Genomic DNA, 22,470 nt, shown 5'->3' with positions numbered 1-22,470 from the left:
CTGCATTAATGGTTAAGCTTCCATCAACGGTCGCGTCGACTCGGGTGTCGCTCGCAACGTGGACGGAGGGTCGTTTGGAGACCGTGTGACGATGCGCGAGGCAGCGTTGGAGCCAACGGCGGAGAAGGGGAGGTGGGCGGTCTGCAATGAAGCTACGCTCGCCGAACTCGAAGTCCTGCTTGGACGCGACCACTTGATGCAGCTTCTGTCCCTGCTCATCGTCGAGATCCGAATCCGGTTTCGAGCAGGGAACGACGATCGGATCGCCATCGGGCAGGACGCCCATGCACTCCTGGCATCGAGTGGGGCTCTCGGCTTCGTCGACCTCTCGCGGTGCTGTTCGGCGATCGCTCAAGCTTGCCTCAATGGCGGTGATATCGACGTCCCGCTGCAGGAAGGCCGGGTCGCCGCCAAGCGCGCGCTCGACGCGCTCGCCGTCTTGGGCGCATACGGGTGACAGCACTTTCGCGTCTTCCGAACACCTCACCGCAATGCTCCGTTGCGCCGAAGACACACCCGTCGGAGGAGAGGAGCAAGCAGCTTTTTCGTCGCGCAGCTGCCGCATTTCAGGTGCGACACAGGGTATCGCGCCGGTCACGAGGTCGTTTCGTTGAATTGAGGTGCTCAGCGTCACACGCCGCGACTGGATTTCAGTCTTTGAAACACCCCGTCAAGGTTGACGGAACCTTCGCTTAACCCGCTCGACCTACATAGGTCCTACCACCAAACGACCCCGCTGGGACGCTCCGGAACCGGACACCCCGCCCGAGGAGACCACGACCATGTCGATGACCGCGCGCTTTCGCGTGTTTCCGCTCGCGGCGGCCCTTTGCGCCGCGCTCAGTGTCGCTGCCTGCACAAACGACAAGGATCTTGCCGACGCTTCGGGCTTCGCAGGAGGCGCCAATACGCCGGGCAGCGCGCAGGACTTCGTCGTCAATATCGGCGACCGCGTCTTCTTCGAATCGGATTCGACCGATTTGACGCCGACCGCCACCGCCACCCTCGACAAACAGGCCCAGTGGCTGCAGCGCTATCCCCGCTACACCTTCCTGGTCGAAGGCCATGCCGACGAACGCGGCACCCGCGAGTACAACTTCTCGCTCGGCGAGCGCCGCGCCCAATCCGTCAAGGACTACTTGTCCTCGCGCGGCCTCGCCGCCGGACGGATGCGGACGGTTTCCTATGGTAAAGAGCGCCCGGTCGCCGTGTGCAACGATATCTCCTGCTGGTCACAGAACCGCCGCGCCGTGACCGTCCTCGATCGGGGCGCCGGCTCCTGAGAACGTAAGGTTAGCCATTACGGGCGCAGCCCACTTTTGCTGCGTCCAGGCACATCTGCTATCGGCGGGGCGCTGCCGATGCATCCTCGTCCGATCCGACCACAGGTGCCGATTCCCATGCTCCGCCGCCTGCTCATCGCGTCCACGTTTCTCACGTTCCTGTCTCCCTTGACCGTCGGCGGTTCGGCGACGGCCCAGGATGCGTCGGAATTTGTCGTCCGTCTGAACCGCATCGAGAACCAGTCCCGTCAGATGGCTGGTCAGATCGAGACGCTGCAATATGAGAATCGCCAGCTCAAGGAACAGCTTCGCAAGTTCCAAGAGGACGTCGAATATCGCCTGCAAGAAGGCAAGGGTGGCGCTGGAAAGCCCGCCGCATCCCCGTCAGGTACCAATCCCGGTCAAGCCAAGACGCAAAAGCGCAGCGATGCCTTCAACCCGGATCAGAATCCGGGTCGTCCCGGCGGGCCGATGCCGCTCGGCACGACTATGCCGTCGGCTGCCATCGCGACCGCACCACCGTCTCGGGGACCGAGTGTGCCGCCCACCGTGGTCGATGCCGATGACGAAGAGCCTGGCCTGTCGCCTCCCGGCCTAGGTGGCCCCGTCGACCTCACGCCCCCGTCGCGCGTTCCTACGACGGGCGCTCTCGCGAGCCCGTCGCGCCCGATGACCAGCGTGGCCGCCACCACGACAGGCGATGCACGGGCGGATTACGAGACGGCTTACGGCTACATCACCGGACGCCATTACGAACAGGCGGAGATGAGCCTACGCCAGTTCATTCAATCGCATCCGCGCGACGCGCAGGTGCCGTCGGCGACGTACTGGCTCGGTGAGAGCTACCTTCAGCGCAACCGCAACCGCGAGGCGGCCGAGCAGTTTCTGAAGGTCTCCACGGATTACGCGCGCTCGCCCCAGGCGCCGGATGCGATGCTGAAGCTTGGAATATCTCTGAATGCACTCGGCGCACGGGAACAGGCCTGCGCCACTCTCGCCGAGCTGGAGCGGAAGTTCCCGTCCGCAGCGCAGGGTGTCCGCCAGAGCGTGGTTCGCGAGCAGAAACGCGCCCGCTGCGCCGCTTGAATGCCACCCCAGCGGGTGACGGGATCGACGCGACGCTTGTCACGGCGCTGAAGCCCTATCTCGAAACTCGCAACCTGCTCATCGCAGTTTCCGGCGGACCGGACTCTACTGCATTGATGCATGCGGCCGCCCGGTCCGGGGCGGCGCATCCGATCCAAGTCGCGACGGTGGATCATCGTCTTCGTGCGGAGGGAGGCGTCGAGGCCCGGAACGTCGGGATCACTGCGCGGGCGCTTGGTTTGAGGCACCACATCCTGAGCTGGGACGGCGACAAGCCTAGCCGGGGTATTCAAGCCGCCGCACGCCAGGCGCGCTACGCCCTCCTGGCGGAATGCGCGACTGGGATCGGCGCGGACACAATACTGACGGGCCATACGGCTGACGATCAGGCAGAGACCGTGCTGATGCGGCTCCTCGCCGGAAGCGGTCCGGCTGGTCTCGCGGGTATGCGGCGCGACCGGGAGCTTGCACCAGGCCTTCGCCTAGCAAGACCCTTCCTCCATATTCCAAAGGCGGACCTCATCGCCTACTGCTCGGCTCATGGGCTGGCATACGCGAGCGATCCTTCGAATGTGGATGAGCGCTTCGCACGTGCACGTTTACGCCGACTGATGCCCGACCTCGCAGCGGAAGGTCTCAACGCCGAACGGCTCTGCCGTCTGGCGGCCCGCATGTCTCGCGACGAGGACGCGTTACGCGATGCAGCGCAGTCCACCTTTATCAGGCTCCGCCTTACCGCCGATGCCGTTGTCCTGGATGGCCGCCTACTGGCCGCTCTTCCGGATGCGATCCTTATTCGCGTCGTCGACCTCGCATTGAACGAGGCCGGAGGGGGAGGGTTAGGGCGCCTGGAACGCATGGAGCGGCTCGTCTTCGAAGAGCTTCGGCCGGCCCTCACCGCAGGCACCGCCATGCGACGCACGCTTCGGGGCATCCTCGTCGAACTTGGGGCCGAGGGCGTCCTCTCCTTCTCTCCGGCACCGGCGCGACGGTCCCCATCTTAGGGACGCGCTCACCTTTCCGCCGACCGGCTTGCCGCAGGCAGGCCCGATTTACTTGGCAAGGGAGGCGGCACTGCCTACATTGCCGACATGCATCCGCGTGATCCGCCCACCAAGCGCGGGACCGGACGCCCCCAGGGATTGATCGATGAACCCGAACTTCCGCAACTTTGCCTTGTGGGTCGTCATCTTCCTGCTCGTGCTTGCCCTCGTCACCCTGTTCCAAAATCCGGGACATCGCGGCGGCGGCAGTGAGATCGCCTATAGCCAGCTTCTGAATGATGCCGATTCCGGCAAGATCCAGACGGTGGTGATCTCCGGGCAGGATGTGAGTGGTACCTATGTCGGCGGTGGCAACTTCACCTCCTATGCACCCAACGACCCGAACTTGGTGTCGAAGCTGCAGAGCAAGGGTGTGCAGATCACCGCACGTCCCCCCTCGGACAACACGCCCTGGTTCATCCAGCTTCTCGTGAGCTGGCTGCCCATCCTGGTTTTCATCGGTGCCTGGATTTTCCTGAGCCGCCAGATGCAGTCGGGTGCCGGGCGCGCCATGGGCTTCGGAAAGTCGAAGGCCAAGCTTCTCACCGAGGCCTCTGGCCGCGTGAGCTTCGACGACGTCGCCGGCGTGGAGGAAGCCAAGGAAGACCTGCAGGAGATCGTCGAGTTCCTGCGTGATCCGCAGAAGTTCCAGCGTCTCGGCGGTCGCATTCCACGCGGGGTGCTCCTCGTCGGCCCTCCCGGCACGGGTAAGACCCTCATTGCCCGTGCGGTGGCGGGCGAAGCCAATGTGCCGTTTTTCACGATCTCGGGTTCGGACTTCGTCGAGATGTTCGTCGGCGTCGGTGCCAGCCGCGTCCGTGACATGTTCGAGCAGGCCAAGAAGAATGCGCCCTGCATCATCTTCATCGATGAGATCGACGCTGTCGGTCGCCACCGCGGCGCGGGTCTCGGCGGCGGCAACGACGAGCGTGAGCAGACATTGAACCAACTCCTCGTGGAGATGGACGGGTTCGAGGCCAACGAGGGCGTGATCATCATTGCGGCCACGAACCGTCCCGACGTGCTCGACCCCGCCCTGCTGCGTCCGGGCCGCTTCGACCGCCAGATCATGGTGCCGAACCCCGACGTCGTCGGCCGCGAGCGCATCCTTCGCGTTCACGTTCGCAAGGTGCCTTTGGCTCCGGATGTCGATCTCAAGGTCATCGCACGTGGGACCCCTGGTTTCTCCGGCGCCGACCTGATGAACCTCGTCAACGAATCGGCCCTGCTCGCCGCACGTCGTGGCAAGCGCATCGTCACGATGCACGAGTTCGAGGACGCCAAGGACAAGGTGATGATGGGTGCGGAGCGGCGCACCTTGGTCATGACCGAGGACGAGAAGAGGCTCACCGCCTATCACGAGGGTGGCCACGCCATTGTCGCCTTCAACGTGCCTGCCACTGATCCCGTCCATAAGGCGACGATCATTCCGCGTGGCCGGGCCCTGGGCATGGTCATGCAGCTTCCGGAGCGCGACAAGCTGTCTATGAGCTTTGAGCAGATGACCTCGCGTCTCGCCATCATGATGGGAGGTCGCATCGCCGAAGAAATGACGTTCGGCGCCGACAAGGTTACCTCCGGCGCCCAGTCAGACATCGAGCAGGCGACACGTCTCGCTCGTATGATGGTGACCCGCTGGGGCTTCTCGCCTGAGCTCGGCACCGTGGCCTATGGCGAGAACAACGACGAGGTCTTCCTCGGCATGTCCATGGGCCGTCAGCAGACGGTTTCCGAGGCTACCGCCCAGAAGATCGACGCAGAGGTTCGCCGCCTTGTGGAAACCGGCCTCGAGGAAGCCCGCCGCATCCTCGGCGAGCATAAGGACGATCTCGAAGCACTGGCCCAGGGGCTTCTCGAATACGAAACCCTCACGGGTGACGAGATCAAGAACCTGATCGCAGGCAAGCCGCCCATCCGTGATGCCGGTGATGGACCGACTCCGATCCGTGGTTCTTCCGTCCCGTCCGCCGGTCGCGGCCGGCCGCGGGACAACGAAGGCGGGCTGGAGCCTCAGCCCCAGGCGTGATGCCAGGGTGTCCGTTCTTCAGAGATATCAAAGCGGCGAGGGAGACCTCGCCGCTTTTCTTTTGATTTCCGAAAGCCGAATCGGGCGGCACCGCGGATAGATCGACCGTACGGCGAGGCGCTTGCCGGCGTGACGAGCAACGAGGAGGTGAGGGACAAGATTGTTAAACTCGACCTGGCTTTCGATCCGCTGGCCTATTCGTTCGAGACGTGCAGCCTGCTCTTGACGAGCGTTCGGACGGGTTCTGGCAGGTGAACATGGCGACCGGGCAGTGTGTCGAGCTTTACTATTTCAGCGTTGGCAAGCAGATCGAGGGTGCTGTCCTCGTCTCGCTGATCATTGCTGTTTCACAGGCCTTCTGACGCGCGACGAGGAATGAGCTAGGCTCCCGCCCGGCCACCATTCGTTTGCCATGCTTCGATACCATTCAGCGAGGTGAGACCCGCTATGGTGGGCTGTGACGATCGGGATTGAAGAACGTGCGTAAGTATTTCGGCACAGACGGCATCAGAGGCCGTGCCAACGGGGTGATCACCCCTGAACTGGCCCTCAAAGTGGGGCAAGCGGCAGGATTGGTCTTCCAGCGGGGCGATCACCGCCACAGGGTCGTGATCGGCAAGGACACCCGCCTGTCGGGCTACATGATCGAGACGGCTCTCGTTGCCGGGTTCACCTCGGTGGGCATGGACGTGATGCTGCTCGGCCCCATGCCGACGCCGGCCGTGGCCATGCTCACCCCCTCGATGCGTGCCGATCTAGGGGTTATGATCTCCGCGTCGCACAATCCGTTCGAGGATAACGGCATCAAGCTCTTCGGTCCCGATGGATTCAAGCTGAACGACGATGTCGAGCGCGCCATCGAAGCCTTGATCGACGGGGAGTTGCATAAGAAGCTCGCCGGCTCACGCGACCTCGGCCGCGCCAAGCGGATCGAAAGCGTGCATGCTCGCTACATCGAATTTGCTAAGCGTACGCTGCCGCGCAACGTCACCCTCGACGGCCTACGGGTCGTGGTCGATTGCGCCAATGGCGCGGCCTACCGCGTTGCGCCGGAGACCCTTTGGGAACTCGGAGCGGAAGTGATCGCCATCGGCGTCGATCCCGATGGCTTCAACATCAACCACGATGTCGGATCCACGGCTCCCGCCGCCCTTGCCGCCAAGGTTCGGGAATTGCGGGCGGATATCGGCATCGCCCTCGACGGCGACGCAGACCGTGTTCTCATCGTCGATGAGAAGGGCCAGTCGGTGGATGGAGACCAACTGATGGCTGTCGTGGCACGGTCCTGGAAGGACGACGACCGCCTGACACAGCCCGGCATCGTCGCGACGATCATGTCCAATCTCGGTCTCGAGCGGTTCCTCGGGGGGATCGGCCTTGGTCTCGCCCGCACGGCGGTCGGCGATCGCTACGTCCTCGAGCACATGCGCGAGCATGGCTACAATCTCGGCGGCGAGCAGTCGGGTCACATCATCATGTCGGATTACGCCACTACCGGAGACGGTCTGGTGGCGGCACTGCAGCTTCTCAGCGTGGTCAAGCGTCAGGAGCGGCCGGTGAGCGAGGTCTGCCATTGCTTCGACCCGCTGCCGCAGATCCTCAAAAACGTGCGCTACCGCTCTGGTACGCCGCTGCAGCAGGATGCGGTCGTGACAGCCATCGCCCATGGCCGCGAGCGTCTCGGCGAGACCGGCCGCGTCGTCATACGTCCGTCGGGTACCGAGCCGGTCATTCGCGTCATGGCTGAGGGCGACGATCGAAGCCTCGTCACGGAAGTCGTGGACGACATCGTCGATGCCGTCGCGAAAGCCGCGGCCTAATCGCGCAACGCCTCCGGCGCGAGGCAGCGCCATGCCGTCAGGAGAGCGCTTCTGAGCGTCTCCTCATCGGCCCCATCCAGGGACAGGCTGGTCCAGCCACGCCGTCCCCAAGCGCCGGGGACAGGATCGAACAGGTCCGGCTCGGCCTCGACCACAAAAGCCTGATGCTCGGCGGGGAACTTCAGCACAACGCGTTCTTCGTCGACCCAGAGGGTTGCGAAGATCCGCCCGCCGATGCGGAAATCGGGTTGGCCCATATGGGCGCCTTCCTCCACCCCCGGCAGCATCAGAGCGAGTGCGCGTACATCTTCAGGCCGCATGATCTCTCCGCCTCGTTACTCGCGAAAACCACCGAGGCGGCACGCGAATGCAAGTGCCGCGATATCTCGACAGCTTCTACGAGCGACAGTAAATTTGCGGCCCTCTAAGAACTCAGAAAGGCTAACGTTTAACGTTAAGCGCGATTTAACTCATCCGGCAGATGATGGGCTCGTCATCCAGGCTGGTGCTCCCACACCTCCGCCGAACGATCGAGTTGAAGGATCCATTATGCGCCGCTCCAAGCTTTCTGCCTTGGCGCGCTCGATCACGCTCCTTGCGAGCGTGGGAGCGCCATGCCTCGCGCAGGCCGCCGACCTGCTTCCGAGCCTGCCTCCCGAGCCGCTCCCCCCGCCGATCGAAATCGGCGGCGCATGGTACCTTCGCGGCGACGCCGGTGCTGGAATTCTCGGGGAAGGTCACACCGTCGCCAAGGACGTGACGACCCCTCCGATCCAATACAATTACAACGTGTTGAAGGATTATCTGGGCAACCAGGCCTTCGTGGGCGCGGGTATCGGATACCAAGCCAATTCCTGGCTCCGCTTCGATTTCACCGGCGAGTACCGGTCGGAAGCGAAATGGATCTTCTACGCGGCCGAGAGGCCGAGCGGCGGGATCAATCGCACGTCCGGCAAGTTCTCCTCGGTGGTTGGCATGGCCAATGGCTACGTCGATCTCGGCACATATTACGGCGTCACTCCCTTCGTCGGCGCAGGTGTCGGCTTTGCACACCACATGTTCGGCGGCGTGACCGACAACGGCCAAGGCCTCTATCAGGGCGGCTTTGGCTCGGGCCCGGAAAAGCAGAAGCTCAGTTTCGCTTGGGCAGCCCATGCCGGTCTCGGCTATTCCATTACGCCGAACCTCAAGCTCGAGCTCGCCTATCGCTATCTCAACATGGGTTCGGCGCAAACCGGCACGATCACTTGCGAGGCACCGCCCTTCTGCAAGACGGATTATCACCTCAAGGACATTGCCTCGCATGACGTGAAGGTCGGCATGCGCTGGATTCTTGGGGGCGCAGTTGCACCAGCGGTCGAATATCAGCCGCTGCCAGAACCGATCGTCCGTAAATACTGATTTTTTCCAAGGACACTACAAAGACGGCGCGGATCGGTATCCGCGCCGTCTTCTTTTGTGCAAGCACGACAGCTGGGTTAACGCCGGAGCGCGTTGTCTTTTCCAGCTCAGGACCCGTTAGGGTTAAGGCGATCATAACCTTTTAAATTCATCATCTTGGTCAGCCACCCCCCTCGCCGGCATGCATCCGTAATATGCGCTTTCCGGCCGATGCGTCCGTGAGGATCCTGATGATTCCGCCTCGTCCATACCGCTCCGCAGCCCTCGCTGCGATCCTCGCCGGACTGGCAATCGGCGCCGTGCCAGCCGTTGCAGCGGACCTTCTTCCGCCGCCACCGCCTCCGCCGGCACCCGCCCCGGTCCAGATCGGCAGCGGATGGTACCTCCGTGCCGATTTCACCGAGAGCTATTACGATCATCCCAAGGATGCGACGCTGGTCGAACCGGGCACGCCACCGCTCGTACGACTGCGCCTCAGTCATCAGCCAGGCTATGGTGGCGGCATCGGCTACCGCTTCAACAACTGGCTGCGCATGGACGCCACCATCGACCAGCGCCTTCCCAGCCGTTTCACGACCTACTCGTCCGGCTCGAACTTCGCGAACGGATACAACGTCGAAGCCGGCAAGCTCGACGTGCTGACAGCTCTTGTGAACGTCTATGCGGATCTCGGCACGTGGTGGGGACTGACCCCCTATATCGGCGGTGGCATCGGTATCGCACAGAAGGATTTCCGTAACGCCTATACCCAAACCACCTGTACCGTTCCCGTGCTCTGTGACGGAAGCCCGGTGGTCGGGCCACGCCCCGCTGCCGCGCGTCGCAACGGTTCGGTCACGTCATTGGCCTGGGCACTGACAGGCGGCGTGTCCTACGAGATCGGTGCGGGCTTCGCGATCGATGCGAACTACCGTTACGTCAATCTCGGCCGCGCCAAGACCGGCCTCGACGATTTCGGCTTCGGGTCCCGCCTCAAGGACATCTCGGCCAACGAGGTTCGCGTCGGCCTGCGCTACAGCTTCGCCGGCGGCGCTGCTGCTTTTGGGACCGGCGGTTACGGCGGCGGCAATCCCTACGAATAAGGCATAGCCCGATACACGGCAGGACCTTCGCCCGCCTTCCTATGCTCAAAGCCCGCCCGGCCCGTGCCGCGCGGGCTTTTTCGTCCTGCGACCATGACCATAGGCCTCGCCGTAACTCATGTGGCGCGAACGCAACGGAGTATTAAGGTTACGCAATCAATAATGATACTATGTTCGGAAAGAACAGTCGGGCTGCAGCCCTGAGGACGACCTCGATGCGTACCGTCACCCTTGCTCTCCTGACTGGCATCACACTCGGATGGCTGCCGACCGCCCGGGCCGCCGATCTGGACTATGGCGTGCTGCGTGGTTCCGATTACGAGCCTGCCTCAACCGAGATCGATTGGAACGGCGGATATTTCGGCGGGCATGCGGGATACAGCTCGGCCGCGCTGGGCTTCAACAATGCGTTTCAACCCATTGTCGCAAGCGCGCTCAGCCAGACTTACTTTGAGAACGAGATGCATGCCTCCGGATTGCTCCAGACGCATTCAACCCGGACGGAAGGCGCCAGCTATGGAGCTTTTGCGGGATGGAATTACCAGTTCGACGAGACCGTCATCGGCATTGAGGTGGATTATACAAGCTTCGGCAGAACCGGCGCGAGCAACAATTACATTTCTCGTTTCATGGTTGGAACAGATGGCTTTTTTCGCTCCGTCGGCCTCGAAGGCACGTCCTCGACGCGAATTGAAGATTTCGGCACGATCCGGGCCCGTGCCGGTTATACAATGGGCGCCTTTCTCCCGTTCGTAACGGGCGGACTGGCCATCGGCCGCGCACAAATCGCAGATCAAGTAAAGGTTCAGGCCGCAGAATACGACCAAACCACGTATCGTGCCAATCTCGGCCTCAGCGATCCTAGGCAAGCCGCCGTCGTCAGCCACAGTGGTTATAGCAGCTTCAATGCCCAAAACCCCGGTCGATCAACTCTGGCAGCGCCCATCACCTACGGGAGCAGTAAAACAAAGGTCGTTGGCGGCATCGCACTGGGCGCAGGCTTGGAATACGCATTGACGCAAAACATTATTCTGCGTGGGGAATATCAATATGTCCTCTTTAACGACTTTGATGGCCATAAAGTCAATCTGAACACCGTCCGCGGCGGCGCGGCCGTGAAGTTCTGAGACTCATACAAAATCTGGTGCGTTAAGGGCTTCATCGCATCATCCGCTGCAAAGTCCGTCAGCATTTTGAAACGGACTCCGCACGATGAATCGAACCAACCTCTCCGTCGGTGCCGCGATACTCAGCCTCGTATCCATTTCAGGAGCCGAGGCAGGAGGCCGCCACATTGCCGTCGATGCTGTGTACCAAGGTCCGTATGTTCAGCGGCACGGCGCGCTGTTGCCGCCGCAGATTTCCTATCGTGATCCTCGCTACCTGCCGGCGCCGCGCTTGGTGAGAACCATTTACGGCCCGCCAGTCGTCCTGGGCCTTGTTCCCCCGCACAACCCCAACGCACCGGTCTATAACGAACCGCCGCCGCGCTTCTCGCAGGACTGACCAACGTCAGCTTTCGAGTTCGCTGTCCCAGTACAGGTAATCCAGCCAGGTGTGATGGTACTCGCGGTGGTCGAATTCCGGTTGGCGGCGATGGAGCTCGTGCCGCGTCGGCCGGTGGGGTTCATGCAGGAGCGGCATCTCCGCTTCCGCCGGAGTACGGTTCGCCTTGCGCAGATTGCAGGGTGAGCAGGCGGCGACGACGTTCTCCCAGCTCGACAATCCGCCGCGTGAGCGCGGAATGACGTGGTCGAAGGTCAGCCCGCCCGAGGGCATCCGAAGTCCGCAATACTGACAGGAGAAGGTGTCGCGCAGGTAGATGTTGTAGCGGGTGAATGCCGGACTGCGCGCCAGGGTCACGTAGTTCTTGAGGGCAACGACGCTGGGGACCCTCAAGGCGCGGCTCGGTGACCGGGCCTCGACATCGTAGCTGGCCACCAATGTGACCCTGTCGAGGAAGAGAGCGGTGAAAGCGTCCTTCCAGGACCATAAGGACAGCGGATTATACGAAAGCGGCCGGTAATCCGCATTGAGGACGAGCGTTTGGAGATCCAGCATGGCGCTACTCTCTTGACGGATCGACGAAGGGACGACGCAGCACGTTACGGCGCGGCATCGTCCCCGGATGATGAAAGATCGGTGGTCCCGGCAGTTCGGTCTTCGACTTTGGCATCCGGCGAACACATCTCGGTCGCCGGACCCGCACAGGATGCGAAGAGAACAGATGATCGGGGAGGGCGGACCGGCCTGGGCTTAGCCAAAAGCGGTCGCATCGGGCGGGAACGCCCGGTTTGTGGCGAGGCACATCGACATGGACGGCCAACGCCACCTCCTCGCGTCGATACGAAAAGGCTCTGTCCATTGCGCGTTAGTCTAATATCAGCATGACACGCTTGTGAAGGTTGCCCGGTCGATCCGCGACGTCGCGGCCCACAATCTTTCGGGCTGCCTCGGCGAATGATGTGTCTGCGGCACCCTTTCGCCCCATTGATCGGCCATCCGACAATCTGATTTTTGACCCGCTGCCACCTACGGCGCGTGTTGTGCCTTCGCTAATGCTCTCGTCATGGCCACGGCTCTTGCCGGAGATGGGCCTGGAAGCCATTGGCCCGCGCACCGGGGTCTGCGTGCCGCCGCCAGAGGGGCGGTCGGCCCAAGCCGACGAAAGGAACGACATGGAACTGGGATTCATGAAGGGCAGAATGCGACATGCAGCGCTCCTTGCCGCGTGGATGGGTGCTTCCTTCCTGACTCCCATTCCGGTTCTGGCGCAGGCGGCGCCCGTCGCCCCCGCGCAGACGGAGCCGGCAAAGCCGGCGCCCGCTACCGTCCCACCCGCTGCGGCGGCCCCCGCGCCGGCCGCGAAGCCGGCCGTGCCGAAACAGGCAGTCTCTGAAGCGATCCAGAATGTCCGCGACCGGCTCGACGAGGCGAAGGCCAATCTCGATGAGCGTGAGAAGCTGCTCGCCGGCCGCAACGTCGATTCCGCCAACCTGCTCAAGGCACGCGAAGGCCTCGACGCCATCGCCGACCGGATCCGTCAGATCATCGATGCCACCACGCCGCGTCTCGAAGCGGCCCGCGAGCGCCTGACGCAGCTCGGCCCGAAGCCGAAGGAAGGCGAGGAGGGCGAGGACGTCGCCAAGGAGCGGGGCGAGCGCGAGCATGCGGTCGCCGAGATCGACGAGACGCAGCGGCTGGCGAAATCGCTTCTCGTGCAGAGCGACCAGATCATCGACCAGATCACGAACAAGCGCAGGGCAGCCTTCACCCGCGGCCTGTTCGAACGCTCGTCGGCACTGGTGAATCCCGACCTCTGGATGCGTATCGCCGACGATGTCCCGCGCGACATCCGGGCTCTGCAGGCCGCCGTCAGTGATATCGCTGGCCTGTTCGGCCGCAACGGATCAATCTGGAATCTTCTTCTGCTCGGGGTCGCGCTTGGCATCTCCGTGGCGCTGTATTTCGGACGCCGAAACATTGCCCCGCGTCTCGGGCGGCGCAGCCAGAGCGTCGTCGACCCGACGCAGCGCATGAAGCTGATGGCGGCCTGGCGCGTCTTCCTCCTCGGCACCGTACCGGCGGTGGTGGGAAGCTACGCCGTCTATTACGCCCTGGATTCCACGGACCTGCTGCCGCAGCGGCTCATGCCGGTGGCCGGCGCCATCCTCGGCGGGCTCGCTTTCATCGCCTTCGTAGAGGCCCTTTGCGACGCACTGCTGTCGCCGGAAAAACCGTCCTGGCGTCCTGCTCCGCTCAGCGATTCGACCGCGTCGCGGTTGACGCGGCTCGCCGTCGGCATCGCCACGGTAATCACGGTGGTCAAATCCATCGAGGCGCTCAATTCCGGCATCTACGCCGCACTATCGATCTCCATCGCCACCCGTGGCATCGGCGCTCTCGCCACCATCCTGATCCTCGCCATCGGGTTGCACCGCTTCGCCGACACGGCGGATAAAGAGGAGGCCTGCTTCGGTCCCTACGTCGCGCCGGAATCCACCACGACGATCGGCGGTCCGGCGCGCCTCCTCGGATGGGCCGCCGTCATCGTCATCGGCATCGCGCCCCTCGTCGGCTATGTCGCCTTCGCCGCCTTCCTCATCGACCAGCTGGTCTGGACGGCATGTCTGATCGCGCTGCTCTACCTGCTCATCACGAGTGCCGACACGTTCATCGGCGGTACGCTGAAGGACGAGACCCGCTTCGCCACAGCGCTTCAGGCCAATACCGGGCTACGCAAGCGCTCGATCAACCAGATCGCCGTTCTGTCGACCGGTCTCGCCCGAGTCGTTCTGATCCTGGTGGCCGCCTTGCTGGCGCTCGCGCCCTGGGGCCTCGATTCCACCGACGTCTTCACCTCCGTGCGCAGCGCCTTCTTCGGCTTCAAGGTCGGAGACGTGACGATCTCGCTCTCCACCATCGCGTATGCGGTGGGACTTCTCGTCATCGGCGTGGTCATCACGCGCGCAGTCCAGCGCTGGCTGGAACAGACCTACCTCCCGGCCACCGATCTCGATGCGGGCCTGCGCAACTCCATCTCCACCATCACCGGTTATTGCGGGTTCCTGATCGCCCTCGCGCTCGCCTTCTCCTATCTCGGACTTAGCCTCGAGAAGCTGACTATCGTCGCCGGTGCGCTCTCCGTCGGTATCGGTTTCGGCCTCCAATCCATCGTCAACAACTTCGTCTCGGGCCTGCTGCTGCTGTGGGAGCGACCGATCCGCGTCGGCGATCAGGTGCTCATCGGCGACAGCGAGGGCATCGTGAAGCGCATCTCGGTGCGCTCCACCGAGATCCAGACCTTCGACCGCTCGGCGGTGATCGTACCGAATTCGAACCTCATCTCGGGTATCGTGAAGAACCGGGTTCGCGGCGATCGCACCGGCCGCGTCACCATCACGGTCAACGTCCTGCGCAACCAGGATCCGGTCCGTGCCGCCGAAATGCTGGTGGCCTGCGCCGCCGCTCATCCGGATGTGCTGAAGGAGCCGGCACCACGGGTGGTGTTCCGCAAGATCGGCGATCCTTTCCTCGAATTCGAACTGATCGCGATGATCGTCGATGTCAGCATGGGCCTGAAGGTCACGAGCGACCTGAACTTTTCCGTGTTTCAAGCCTTGTCCGGCGCAGGGTTCATCCCGGCTCTCGGCCCCGGATCGAGCGTCGTCACCGTCCAGGGCCTGGAGCCGGTCCAGACCGCACTCGGGCAGATCGCCGGCGTGTTCGCACAGAACCGGAGCCAGGATCGGCCGGCTCAGGCGGAGGAGGTCGATGACCGGCAGGTCAGCCCTTCCGCGAACGAGGAAGCCGAGCCGATGCGCTCGGCAACGCCCCGTGAACCGAACCGGCGTAGGAGCCCTGCGGAGGTGTCGTAGACCGACACGATCGACGACGAACGCGAGGCTTGAACGATGACGATGGGATTCCGGGTGTTCGGCCTCGCGCTCGTGGGCAGCTTCGCACTGTCCGGTTGCGCCAAGGAAGCACCGACCACCGGCGCGCTCCCGAGCCTGTACTGGCCAATGACCACCTCCAGCGCATCGGTCGATACGGCGACCGCGCGCGATATGATTTCGGCGTATCGTGCGCGGAGCGGCGGTGCACCCTTACGGATCGACCCGGACCTGCAGCGTCTGGCCGAAGCCGAGGCAGCCGCGATGGCGGCCGCCGACAAGCCGAGCCAGGCACAGACGGTGAAGGTCGCGGTTCAACGCCTCGGCTATGCTGGCGCGCAGGCGAATCTCTCGGCCGGCTATCACACCCTGGCGGAGGCCTTCTCGGGATGGCGCGACAGCCCGGCCCATAACGCCGTCATGCTGGCCCCTCGGGCCACACGCATGGGCATCGCCACCGCTTATGCACCCAATTCGAAATACAAGGTCTATTGGGCGCTGCTGGTCGCCGAGTGAGCCAGCCCCCCTCTCAGGGCAGCTTCATCGAACGCGGCGTCGGTGCTTGCTCGCCCATGAGCGTCACCGTCACGCGCCGGTTCGATGACAGATACGGATTGTCCGGGAACAGCGGCTCGGTATCCGCCTTGCCGGAGACCGAAGCGAAGCGATCGTCGGGCACGCCGGCGCTGGCGAGGATTTCGCGCACGCTGATGGCGCGACCTGCCGAGAGCTCCCAAGGCGGGGCAGGGGGGCGTGTACCGGGCCTGTCCGTGGCGGTATAGCCTGTGACGGTGATGCGGTTGGGCAGCTTCCGAATGACGGGGGCGAGTTTCTCCAGAAGGCGCCTCGTCCGATCGTTCGGGCGGCTCGACCCGTGCGGGAACATCGTGCTGCCGTCCTGATCCACCAGCGAGAGATCGACGCCCTTCTGCGTCGGATTGACGATGATATTCTTCGAAAGCTCCGAGATCTCGGGCATGTCCTGCATCGCCTGGCGCAGACTGGCGGCGGCAAGGCCGAACGCTTCCGGATAGCCGCTATCCTGGATCCCTTCCGGGGCATTCGATTCGATATCCGGCGGCTTTGGCCGATCGGTGGCCTGTTCGGGCGCGATTTCGCTGCGGTTCTTGATATGGCCCGGCGTCGGAAGGCCGTTCACTTCGATGATTCCGGAGAAACGCGATTCCCTGTTGACACCGAAGGCATCGCGCATGGAGCCGGCTACAGCCTGCATCTTCTTCTGGTCTTGAGTGGAATAGGCCGCGATCATCACGAAGAAGCTCATGAGCAGCGCCATGAGATCGGCGAAAGTCACGAACCAACCGTGACCGCCATGGCCTCCGCGCTTCTTCCTGGCCACGGCCGGTTACCCTCTTCCCGTCAGGCCGCTTCCGCCGCGAGGTCGTCGCGGTGGTTGTGCGGCAGGTAGGCGACCAGCATCTCGCGCACGAGGGACGAACTCTTCGAGTCGCGGATAAGCAGGATGCCGTCGATGATGAGGGAGCGGGAGACGTCCTCCTCCTCCAGCTTCACGTGTAGCTTGTCGGCGAGCGGAAGCGCGATCATGTTGGAGATCAGCGCGCCATAGAGGGTGGCGAGCAGCGCGGTCGCCATGGCAGGGCCCAGCTTCGAGGGGTCCGACATGTTGGCGAACATCGTCACCATGCCGAGAATGGTGCCGATCATGCCCCAGGCGGGGGCACAATCCCCGAAGGCGCGGTAGATCTTCGAGCCCTCATCGAGATGCATGAGGAAGTTGTCGCGGTCGCGCTCCATCGTGTCGCGGATGAACTCGCGGTCGTAGCCGTCGGCGATGTAGCGGGCGCCCTGAGCCAGGAAGGGATCGGAGATCTCCATGTTCTCCAGGGCCATCGGGCCGGATTTACGCACGACGTCGGCGATCTTGGTGATTTCCTCGATGAGTTCGCGCGGTCTGATCGCCCGCATGGTGAAGGCGTAGCGCATGCCCATCGGCAGGCCGTGCATCATGGTCGCGAACGGGAAGCGGATCATCGTCGCCGCGGTGGAACCGCCGAAGATGACGATGACCGCGTGCTTGTCGAAAAAGGCGGCGAAGTTCCCGCCATCGATCATGATCAGGGTGAAGACGACACCGAAGCCGCCGAGAAGCCCGATACCGGTTGCGAGATCCATGGTGAACCCTGGTCGGCTTGCCCAGCAGCACGGAACAGGATCCGAGCGGAAAGCGACGTCTTCAGCCTTAGGCAGGCGCGCTAAACGAACCGTAAAGGATAACGGTTCTCCCGGCGCATTCCTGTCATTCGCCGTTCAGGGTGGCATTGCGATAAGCCGAGCACGCCGAATGGCTTGTGACCTCCGATGAATGGGGGCCGGGCCGAAGGCGAAGGGTTGAGGGCGAAGGTTCCGGCAAAAGGGACCGCGCCGTGATTGGCATCGGAGCACACGTCGTCATGCCGTTGGTTCGTCTCTATGCGCGCGTCATGGGCCTACTGGGCGCCGATCGGCGCCTGGCAGCCCTCCTCGCTGTCGCCAATGTGGCCCTCGCGGTCGCGGCTTTCGCCGAGCCGCTGCTCATGGGGCGCATCATCGATCAGCTGACGCATCTGAAGAGCGACGGTAACGCCTTCGCGACACTGGCGCCGCTCATCGGTGCATGGGTCGCCTTCGGCCTGTTCACCATCGCGGCCGGCGTCACCATCGCACTGCATGCGGACCGGCTCGCCCATCGCAATCGTCTCGCTTCCATGGCGAATTACTTCGAGCACGTGCTCGAACTGCCCCTGGCTTTCCATTCCTCGAACCATTCCGGCCGCGTCCTGAAGGCGATGCTGGAAGGATCGAACGGCATGTTCTGGCTCTGGCTCGGCTTCTTCCGCGATCATTTCGTCGCCGTCGTGTCCCTGGCCGTTCTCCTGCCGATGACCCTGTTCGTGAACTGGCAGCTCGGCTCGATCCTGGTCGTGCTGGTGACGATGTTCACCGTGCTCACCACCTTCGTCATGCGCCGCACCGAGATGCTGCAGGGCCGGGTCGAGGCCTACCAGTCGGGCCTTGCCGCCCATGCCTCCGACGCCCTCGGCAACGTCGCCGTGATCCAGTCCTTCACCCGCGCCAAGGCGGAGAAGGAGGCCATGCATGGCATCATTCGCAACCTGCTCGCGGCCCAGATCCCGGTCCTGTCGTGGTGGGCGCTCGCCAATGTCGCGACCCGCGCTGCCGCCACCCTGACCATGACGGCCATCTTCATCACGGGTATCGCCCTGCATCAGCACGGCATGGCCTCGATCGGCGAAGTGGTGGCCTTCATGAGCCTCGCCACCATGCTCGTCGCCCGCCTCGATCAGGTCGCCACCTGCATCAACGGTCTGTTCCAGCAGATGCCCAAGATCGCCGAGTATTTCGAGATTCTGGACACGACCCCGGCCGTCCACGATCGTCCCGGTGCCATGCAGGTGGCCCGGTTCGAGGGCGAGGTCTCCTTCGATCAGGTCGGCTTCTCCTACACCCCGCGCCGCAAGGCCGTGGAGAGCGTCTCCTTCACGGCGCAGGCCGGGCAGACCATCGCCCTCGTCGGCACCACAGGCTCAGGCAAGTCGACCACACTGGGCCTGCTGCACCGTGCATTCGACCCCGATACTGGCGCGATCCGCATCGACGGTACCGACATCCGTGATATCGGCCTCGCCTCCCTGCGTCACAACATCGGCGTGGTGTTCCAGGAGCCGATGCTGTTCGCCCGCTCGATCCGTGAGAATCTCCAGGTCGGCCGTCCCGACGCCACCGATGCGGAGATGCTCGACGCCCTCGACCGTGCCCAGGCGACGGAGTTCATGGATCGCCAGTTCGACGGTCTCGACACGATCATCGGTGAGCGGGGCCGCTCGCTCTCCGGCGGCGAGCGCCAGCGTCTGTCCATCGCCAGGGCGCTGCTTAAGAATCCGCCCGTGCTGATCCTCGATGAGGCCACGTCCGCCCTGGACGCGACCACCGAGCGGAAGCTGCAGGGTGCGCTCGAAGCCGTGATGGAGGGCCGGACCACCTTCGTCATCGCCCACCGTCTGGCGACGATCCGCAACGCAGACCGCATCCTCGTCTTCCACGAGGGCCGGATCGTCGAATCGGGCACCTTCGAGGAACTCGTCGCGGAGAACGGCCGCTTCGCCGACCTCGCCCGGGCGCAGTTCATGGCCGGTGCCGACGCCTCCGAGCCCACACTCGCCCTGGCGGCCTGACGGAGAAAACCCTCCCCCCTCGTCGGGGAGGGTCACTACCGATCAGGCGGTGACGGGGGTGATCTCGCAGGAGGTTGCGCGACCCTCATCGAGCCAACTGCGTGTATGCCCTTCTTCCGCGGACGGGAGGAAGGTTCATTGACACCCTCCTATCTGCGGGGGTGGGCGTCGCCCATGTCCTCCTCGGCCCACACCTTGAACTTCGTCAGGACGTTCGTTCCGAACGTATGGGTCAGCGGGACGTCCGCCGCATCTCGTCCGCGGGCAACCAGGATACGACCACGGCGCGGGGCGTTGTTGCGCGGGTCGAAGACATGCCAGGCGCCACCGAGATAGACTTCGGTCCAGGCGGCGAAATCCCCGGGCGCATGCGGCTCGGGTTCGCCGATGAAACTGAGATAGCCGGTGCAGTAACGCGTCGGCATGTTCAGGCCACGGCAGAACGCCACGAACAGGTGAGCGTAGTCGCGACAGACTCCGCGCCCTACGGCGAGGGCATCGGCAGCGGTGCGGTCCACATTCGAATAGCCGTAGCCGAAGCTGATATGGCCGTGGACCCAATCGCAGACCGCCTGAGCGCGTGCCCAGCCGGGCGTGACATCGCCGAACAGGCGCCACGCTTCGTTCGAGAGCAAATCGGATTCGCAGTAGCGGCTCGCCACGAGGAAGGGCAGGGCCTCCAGGGGCAAGTCCTCGATGGGATGCTGGATCGCTTGCGGCACGACCGGATCGAGATCGCCATCATCGTCGAGCCATCCCTCCACCGAAAGGGTCACCGCCCCCGCCGGTGCCACGAGGCGGCAGCAGCGGTTACCGAAATCGTCGATGAACACTTCGTGCGGCGTCTCCGGGCCGATGGCCAGGCTGTCCGGCTCCATCGCTCCAGCGAACCGGCTCGGATGCGCCGTCAATCGAGCGATCATCGGAGTAGGATAGGCGAAGTCGTAGCCCATCTCGCAGCCGAACCTGATGCGCATTACCGTTGAACCTCCGACCGACCGTCGCGCCAGCCCTGCCGCCCTCATGCCCGCGCGAGACCGTTCGGCATAGGCCGCGAAGGTCACAGGTGGATGTCAGCATGCAGGTCGCGACACTCCGCTTCATTGCCGGCGCGCCTCGGCCTGCTTGGCCAACATCCGGGCCTGCAGCCGCTGCCGCCGCGCTGCAATGACGGTGCCATTGATTTCACCGCCGAAGAGGAACATCGCGGCTAGCCAGTAGAGGAAGACCAGGAACACCATCGCGGTGGCCAATCCGCCATAGGTCGAGGCGTAGGCGGCCGAGAACCGATCGAGGTAGAAGCCGAACCCGAGTCCGGCGAGAAACCAGAGGACCAGCGTCACGGCAACGCCGGGCAAGACCGACAGGATGGCGCGACGGCCCGCAGCCACGAATTTATGGGCAATGACCAGGACCGTGGCGAGCAGGAAGGCCGTGATCGCGATCCGCCCGATAGCCACAGTGAGGCTCAGTGGTTCGAGCCCAGGCGCCACGTTGATGATACGACGCCAGATCAACGGCCCCAGGACGACGAGCAGCGCGAAGGCGAGCATGGCGAAGGCCCCGCAGACGACGTAACCGATGGATTCGAGTCGGGTGAGCCACCAGGGCCGGATCTCGCGCAGGCCGTAGGCGCGGTTGAGCCCCACCCTGAGGCTCTCCACTCCAGAGGACGAGAAGTAGAGGGCGAGCAGCGCGCCGATGGTGAGCACGCCGCCACGTTGCTCGGTGAGCACACGGTGAACCTCACTCGCGATGGGTTTCGCCACCTCGCGCGGCCAAGCCTCGAAAATCAGGTCGCCCGCCTCGTCGGCCAGCGACTTGGTCCCAAGCAGACCGGCCAAGGCGGCGAGCAGGATCAGGAAGGGAAACAGCGACGTCAGGATCGAGAGAGCGATATGGCTCGCGATCGCCCAGCCGTCATGGGCAACGAAGCGCTGGGCGGCGAGGCTGGCGATGTTGGCACTGTTGCGGAGACGGCTCACGGCAGGTGGGGCGCTTCTCGTGACTGGGGGGACTCGTCGACCCGTCTGTCTAAACGCGAGGCTGGGCGATGGCGCAACGTCCAGGGCGATCGTCCGATCGATGCAATGCCGCCCGCCATCAATGCGACTTGTGTTCGGCGGTTCGGTGTGTTGCCTGCGCCACCGTCATGTCAGTCGATGCACCGGCTTCCTCAACCCGTACCGTGCCCGCTTCGGTGGTCTCGTCGGTCTTCGTCCTGATCTGGGCATCGGGCTTCGTCGCCGCGCGTTTCGTGGCGCCCCATGCGGAGGCCTTCACCTTCGTCGCCATCCGACTCGTCGGCGTCGCCATCGTCCTGACCGCCATCACCCTCGGCCTCGGCGCGAGATGGCCGCGCAGCCGGGCAGGATGGCGCGATGCCCTGGTTGCCGGCGTGCTGATGCAGGGCATCTACGTCATCGGCGTATTCTGGTCGGTGGAGCGCGGCCTGCCATCGGGCATCGCTGCCCTGGTCGGCAGTCTCCAGCCCCTGCTGACGGCGGCGATGGCGCGTCCATTCCTCGGTGAAATCGTCAGCCCGCGTCGCTGGATCGGGATCGCCACGGGCTTTGCCGGGGCACTTCTCGTCCTCGCCCCGAAAATCGGTGCTGCAGACGCATCCGGCATCCCGGCACTTCCGCTTCTCGCCTGCCTCGGTGCCATGGTGGCGATGACGATCGGCACGCTGTGGCAGAAGAGTCGTGCGGGACAGGCCGAATTGCTGCCGAATGCGGCGATCCAGTTCGTCGGGGCGACGCTCCTCGCCGTGCCGGCGGCGCTTCTGTTCGGCACCGGCCGTTTCGACGCGTCCCTGCCGCTCTGGGGCGGACTGGCCTGGTCGATCTTCGTGAATTCGGTGGCGGGCATCCTGCTTCTTCTGGCCCTGATCCGGCGCGGCGAGGTGGCCGGCGTCGCCTCCCTGCTCTTCCTGGTCCCCCCGGTCTCGGCGGCGATGGCCTATCTCCTGTTCGGCGAGACACTGGCCCCGATCCAGATGGCCGGCATGGCCGTGGCCACGATTGGGGTCGCGGTCGCCAGCCGAAGATAAGTTTTTCTTTGATTCATCTCTCAATAAAATTCAGCTCTCCTGGTTTTGTCGAGCAAAACCAGGCTTT

Annotated in this window: 21 protein-coding genes; 15 read left to right on the top strand and 6 right to left on the bottom strand. The window is 63.9% G+C overall.

Translation table 11 applies throughout. The features are described from left to right. Positions 1-91: 91 nt before the first annotated feature. The 7 genes from ASF32_RS21800 (at position 92) to glmM (ending at position 7,258) form a co-directional block, all read left to right on the top strand. Entirely contained in the window at positions 92-457 is a 366-nt protein-coding gene (locus ASF32_RS21800; protein WP_244477961.1) for an Hpt domain-containing protein, read from the top strand. Between the two features lie 325 nt (positions 458-782). Further along, a complete protein-coding gene (gene pal, locus ASF32_RS21795) occupies positions 783-1,283 on the top strand; it encodes a peptidoglycan-associated lipoprotein Pal (RefSeq protein WP_018043035.1) in 501 nt (166 codons plus the stop codon). Between the two features lie 117 nt (positions 1,284-1,400). Then, a complete protein-coding gene (ybgF, locus tag ASF32_RS21790; protein WP_056433543.1) occupies positions 1,401-2,369 on the top strand; it encodes a tol-pal system protein YbgF in 969 nt (322 codons plus the stop codon). Next, a complete protein-coding gene (tilS, locus tag ASF32_RS21785; protein WP_056433534.1) occupies positions 2,366-3,373 on the top strand; it encodes a tRNA lysidine(34) synthetase TilS in 1,008 nt (335 codons plus the stop codon). The genes ybgF and tilS overlap by 4 nt, the downstream gene beginning before the upstream one ends. A gap of 145 nt (positions 3,374-3,518) precedes the next feature. After that, entirely contained in the window at positions 3,519-5,438 is a 1,920-nt protein-coding gene (gene ftsH, locus ASF32_RS21780; RefSeq protein ID WP_056433531.1) for an ATP-dependent zinc metalloprotease FtsH, read from the top strand. 209 nt (positions 5,439-5,647) lie between these two features. Next, the gene (locus ASF32_RS25650; protein ID WP_156467929.1) at positions 5,648-5,800 is read left to right on the top strand and encodes a hypothetical protein; all 153 of its coding nucleotides are present in this window, start codon (positions 5,648-5,650) and stop codon (positions 5,798-5,800) included. A gap of 117 nt (positions 5,801-5,917) precedes the next feature. Continuing rightward, positions 5,918-7,258: a phosphoglucosamine mutase gene (gene glmM / locus ASF32_RS21775; protein ID WP_056433774.1), complete on the top strand. Its 1,341-nt coding sequence runs from the start codon at positions 5,918-5,920 to the stop codon at positions 7,256-7,258. Here the strand turns inward: glmM and ASF32_RS21770 are convergent. Continuing rightward, complete coding sequence (locus ASF32_RS21770; protein WP_056433528.1) at positions 7,255-7,578, bottom strand: MmcQ/YjbR family DNA-binding protein; 324 nt, start codon at positions 7,576-7,578, stop codon at positions 7,255-7,257. The two genes, glmM and ASF32_RS21770, sit on opposite strands and share 4 nt — an antisense overlap. A gap of 229 nt (positions 7,579-7,807) precedes the next feature. Between ASF32_RS21770 and ASF32_RS21765 the strand changes: the two genes are divergently transcribed. From ASF32_RS21765 to ASF32_RS25645, 4 genes are all read left to right on the top strand, one after another. Continuing rightward, positions 7,808-8,659: an outer membrane beta-barrel protein gene (locus tag ASF32_RS21765; RefSeq protein ID WP_056433524.1), complete on the top strand. Its 852-nt coding sequence runs from the start codon at positions 7,808-7,810 to the stop codon at positions 8,657-8,659. Positions 8,660-8,889: 230 nt separating this feature from the next. Further along, positions 8,890-9,741, top strand: a complete 852-nt coding sequence (locus ASF32_RS21760) for an outer membrane beta-barrel protein (RefSeq protein ID WP_056433771.1) — start codon at positions 8,890-8,892, stop codon at positions 9,739-9,741. A gap of 215 nt (positions 9,742-9,956) precedes the next feature. Then, entirely contained in the window at positions 9,957-10,868 is a 912-nt protein-coding gene (locus ASF32_RS21755; RefSeq protein ID WP_056433768.1) for an outer membrane beta-barrel protein, read from the top strand. Positions 10,869-10,953: 85 nt separating this feature from the next. Continuing rightward, positions 10,954-11,247 (top strand): hypothetical protein, encoded by a 294-nt coding sequence (locus tag ASF32_RS25645; RefSeq protein ID WP_156467928.1) that lies wholly within the window; start codon positions 10,954-10,956, stop codon positions 11,245-11,247. A gap of 6 nt (positions 11,248-11,253) precedes the next feature. Here the strand turns inward: ASF32_RS25645 and ASF32_RS21750 are convergent, their stop codons facing one another. Beyond that, complete coding sequence (locus tag ASF32_RS21750) at positions 11,254-11,802, bottom strand: HNH endonuclease (protein WP_018043045.1); 549 nt, start codon at positions 11,800-11,802, stop codon at positions 11,254-11,256. 674 nt (positions 11,803-12,476) lie between these two features. Between ASF32_RS21750 and ASF32_RS21745 the strand changes: the two genes are divergently transcribed. Further along, a complete protein-coding gene (locus ASF32_RS21745; RefSeq protein WP_082470182.1) occupies positions 12,477-15,119 on the top strand; it encodes a DUF3772 domain-containing protein in 2,643 nt (880 codons plus the stop codon). Positions 15,120-15,155: 36 nt separating this feature from the next. Further along, positions 15,156-15,653, top strand: coding sequence for a CAP domain-containing protein (locus tag ASF32_RS21740; RefSeq protein WP_082470138.1), 498 nt, complete (start codon positions 15,156-15,158; stop codon positions 15,651-15,653). 13 nt (positions 15,654-15,666) lie between these two features. On the opposite strand, the gene ASF32_RS21735 is transcribed toward ASF32_RS21740, so the two are convergent. Continuing rightward, complete coding sequence (locus ASF32_RS21735) at positions 15,667-16,497, bottom strand: flagellar motor protein MotB (RefSeq protein WP_056433521.1); 831 nt, start codon at positions 16,495-16,497, stop codon at positions 15,667-15,669. A gap of 20 nt (positions 16,498-16,517) precedes the next feature. Continuing rightward, a complete protein-coding gene (locus ASF32_RS21730) occupies positions 16,518-17,291 on the bottom strand; it encodes a MotA/TolQ/ExbB proton channel family protein (RefSeq protein WP_018043049.1) in 774 nt (257 codons plus the stop codon). 278 nt (positions 17,292-17,569) lie between these two features. Here ASF32_RS21730 and ASF32_RS21725 point away from each other — a divergent pair, with 278 nt between their 5' ends. Next, entirely contained in the window at positions 17,570-19,351 is a 1,782-nt protein-coding gene (locus ASF32_RS21725; RefSeq protein ID WP_056433517.1) for a glucan ABC transporter ATP-binding protein/ permease, read from the top strand. A gap of 149 nt (positions 19,352-19,500) precedes the next feature. On the opposite strand, the gene ASF32_RS21720 is transcribed toward ASF32_RS21725, so the two are convergent. Beyond that, positions 19,501-20,328 (bottom strand): transglutaminase family protein, encoded by an 828-nt coding sequence (locus ASF32_RS21720; RefSeq protein WP_056433514.1) that lies wholly within the window; start codon positions 20,326-20,328, stop codon positions 19,501-19,503. Between the two features lie 123 nt (positions 20,329-20,451). Then, the gene (locus tag ASF32_RS21715; protein ID WP_056433509.1) at positions 20,452-21,336 is read right to left on the bottom strand and encodes a YihY/virulence factor BrkB family protein; all 885 of its coding nucleotides are present in this window, start codon (positions 21,334-21,336) and stop codon (positions 20,452-20,454) included. A 167-nt stretch (positions 21,337-21,503) separates the two neighbouring features. Between ASF32_RS21715 and ASF32_RS21710 the strand changes: the two genes are divergently transcribed. After that, positions 21,504-22,403, top strand: a complete 900-nt coding sequence (locus tag ASF32_RS21710; protein WP_056433506.1) for a DMT family transporter — start codon at positions 21,504-21,506, stop codon at positions 22,401-22,403. The last annotated feature ends 67 nt before the right edge of the window (positions 22,404-22,470 follow it).

The organism is Methylobacterium sp. Leaf91 (genome assembly GCF_001422815.1).
Lineage (GTDB): Bacteria > Pseudomonadota > Alphaproteobacteria > Rhizobiales > Beijerinckiaceae > Methylobacterium.
This window is presented reverse-complemented; position numbering and strand designations above follow the sequence as displayed.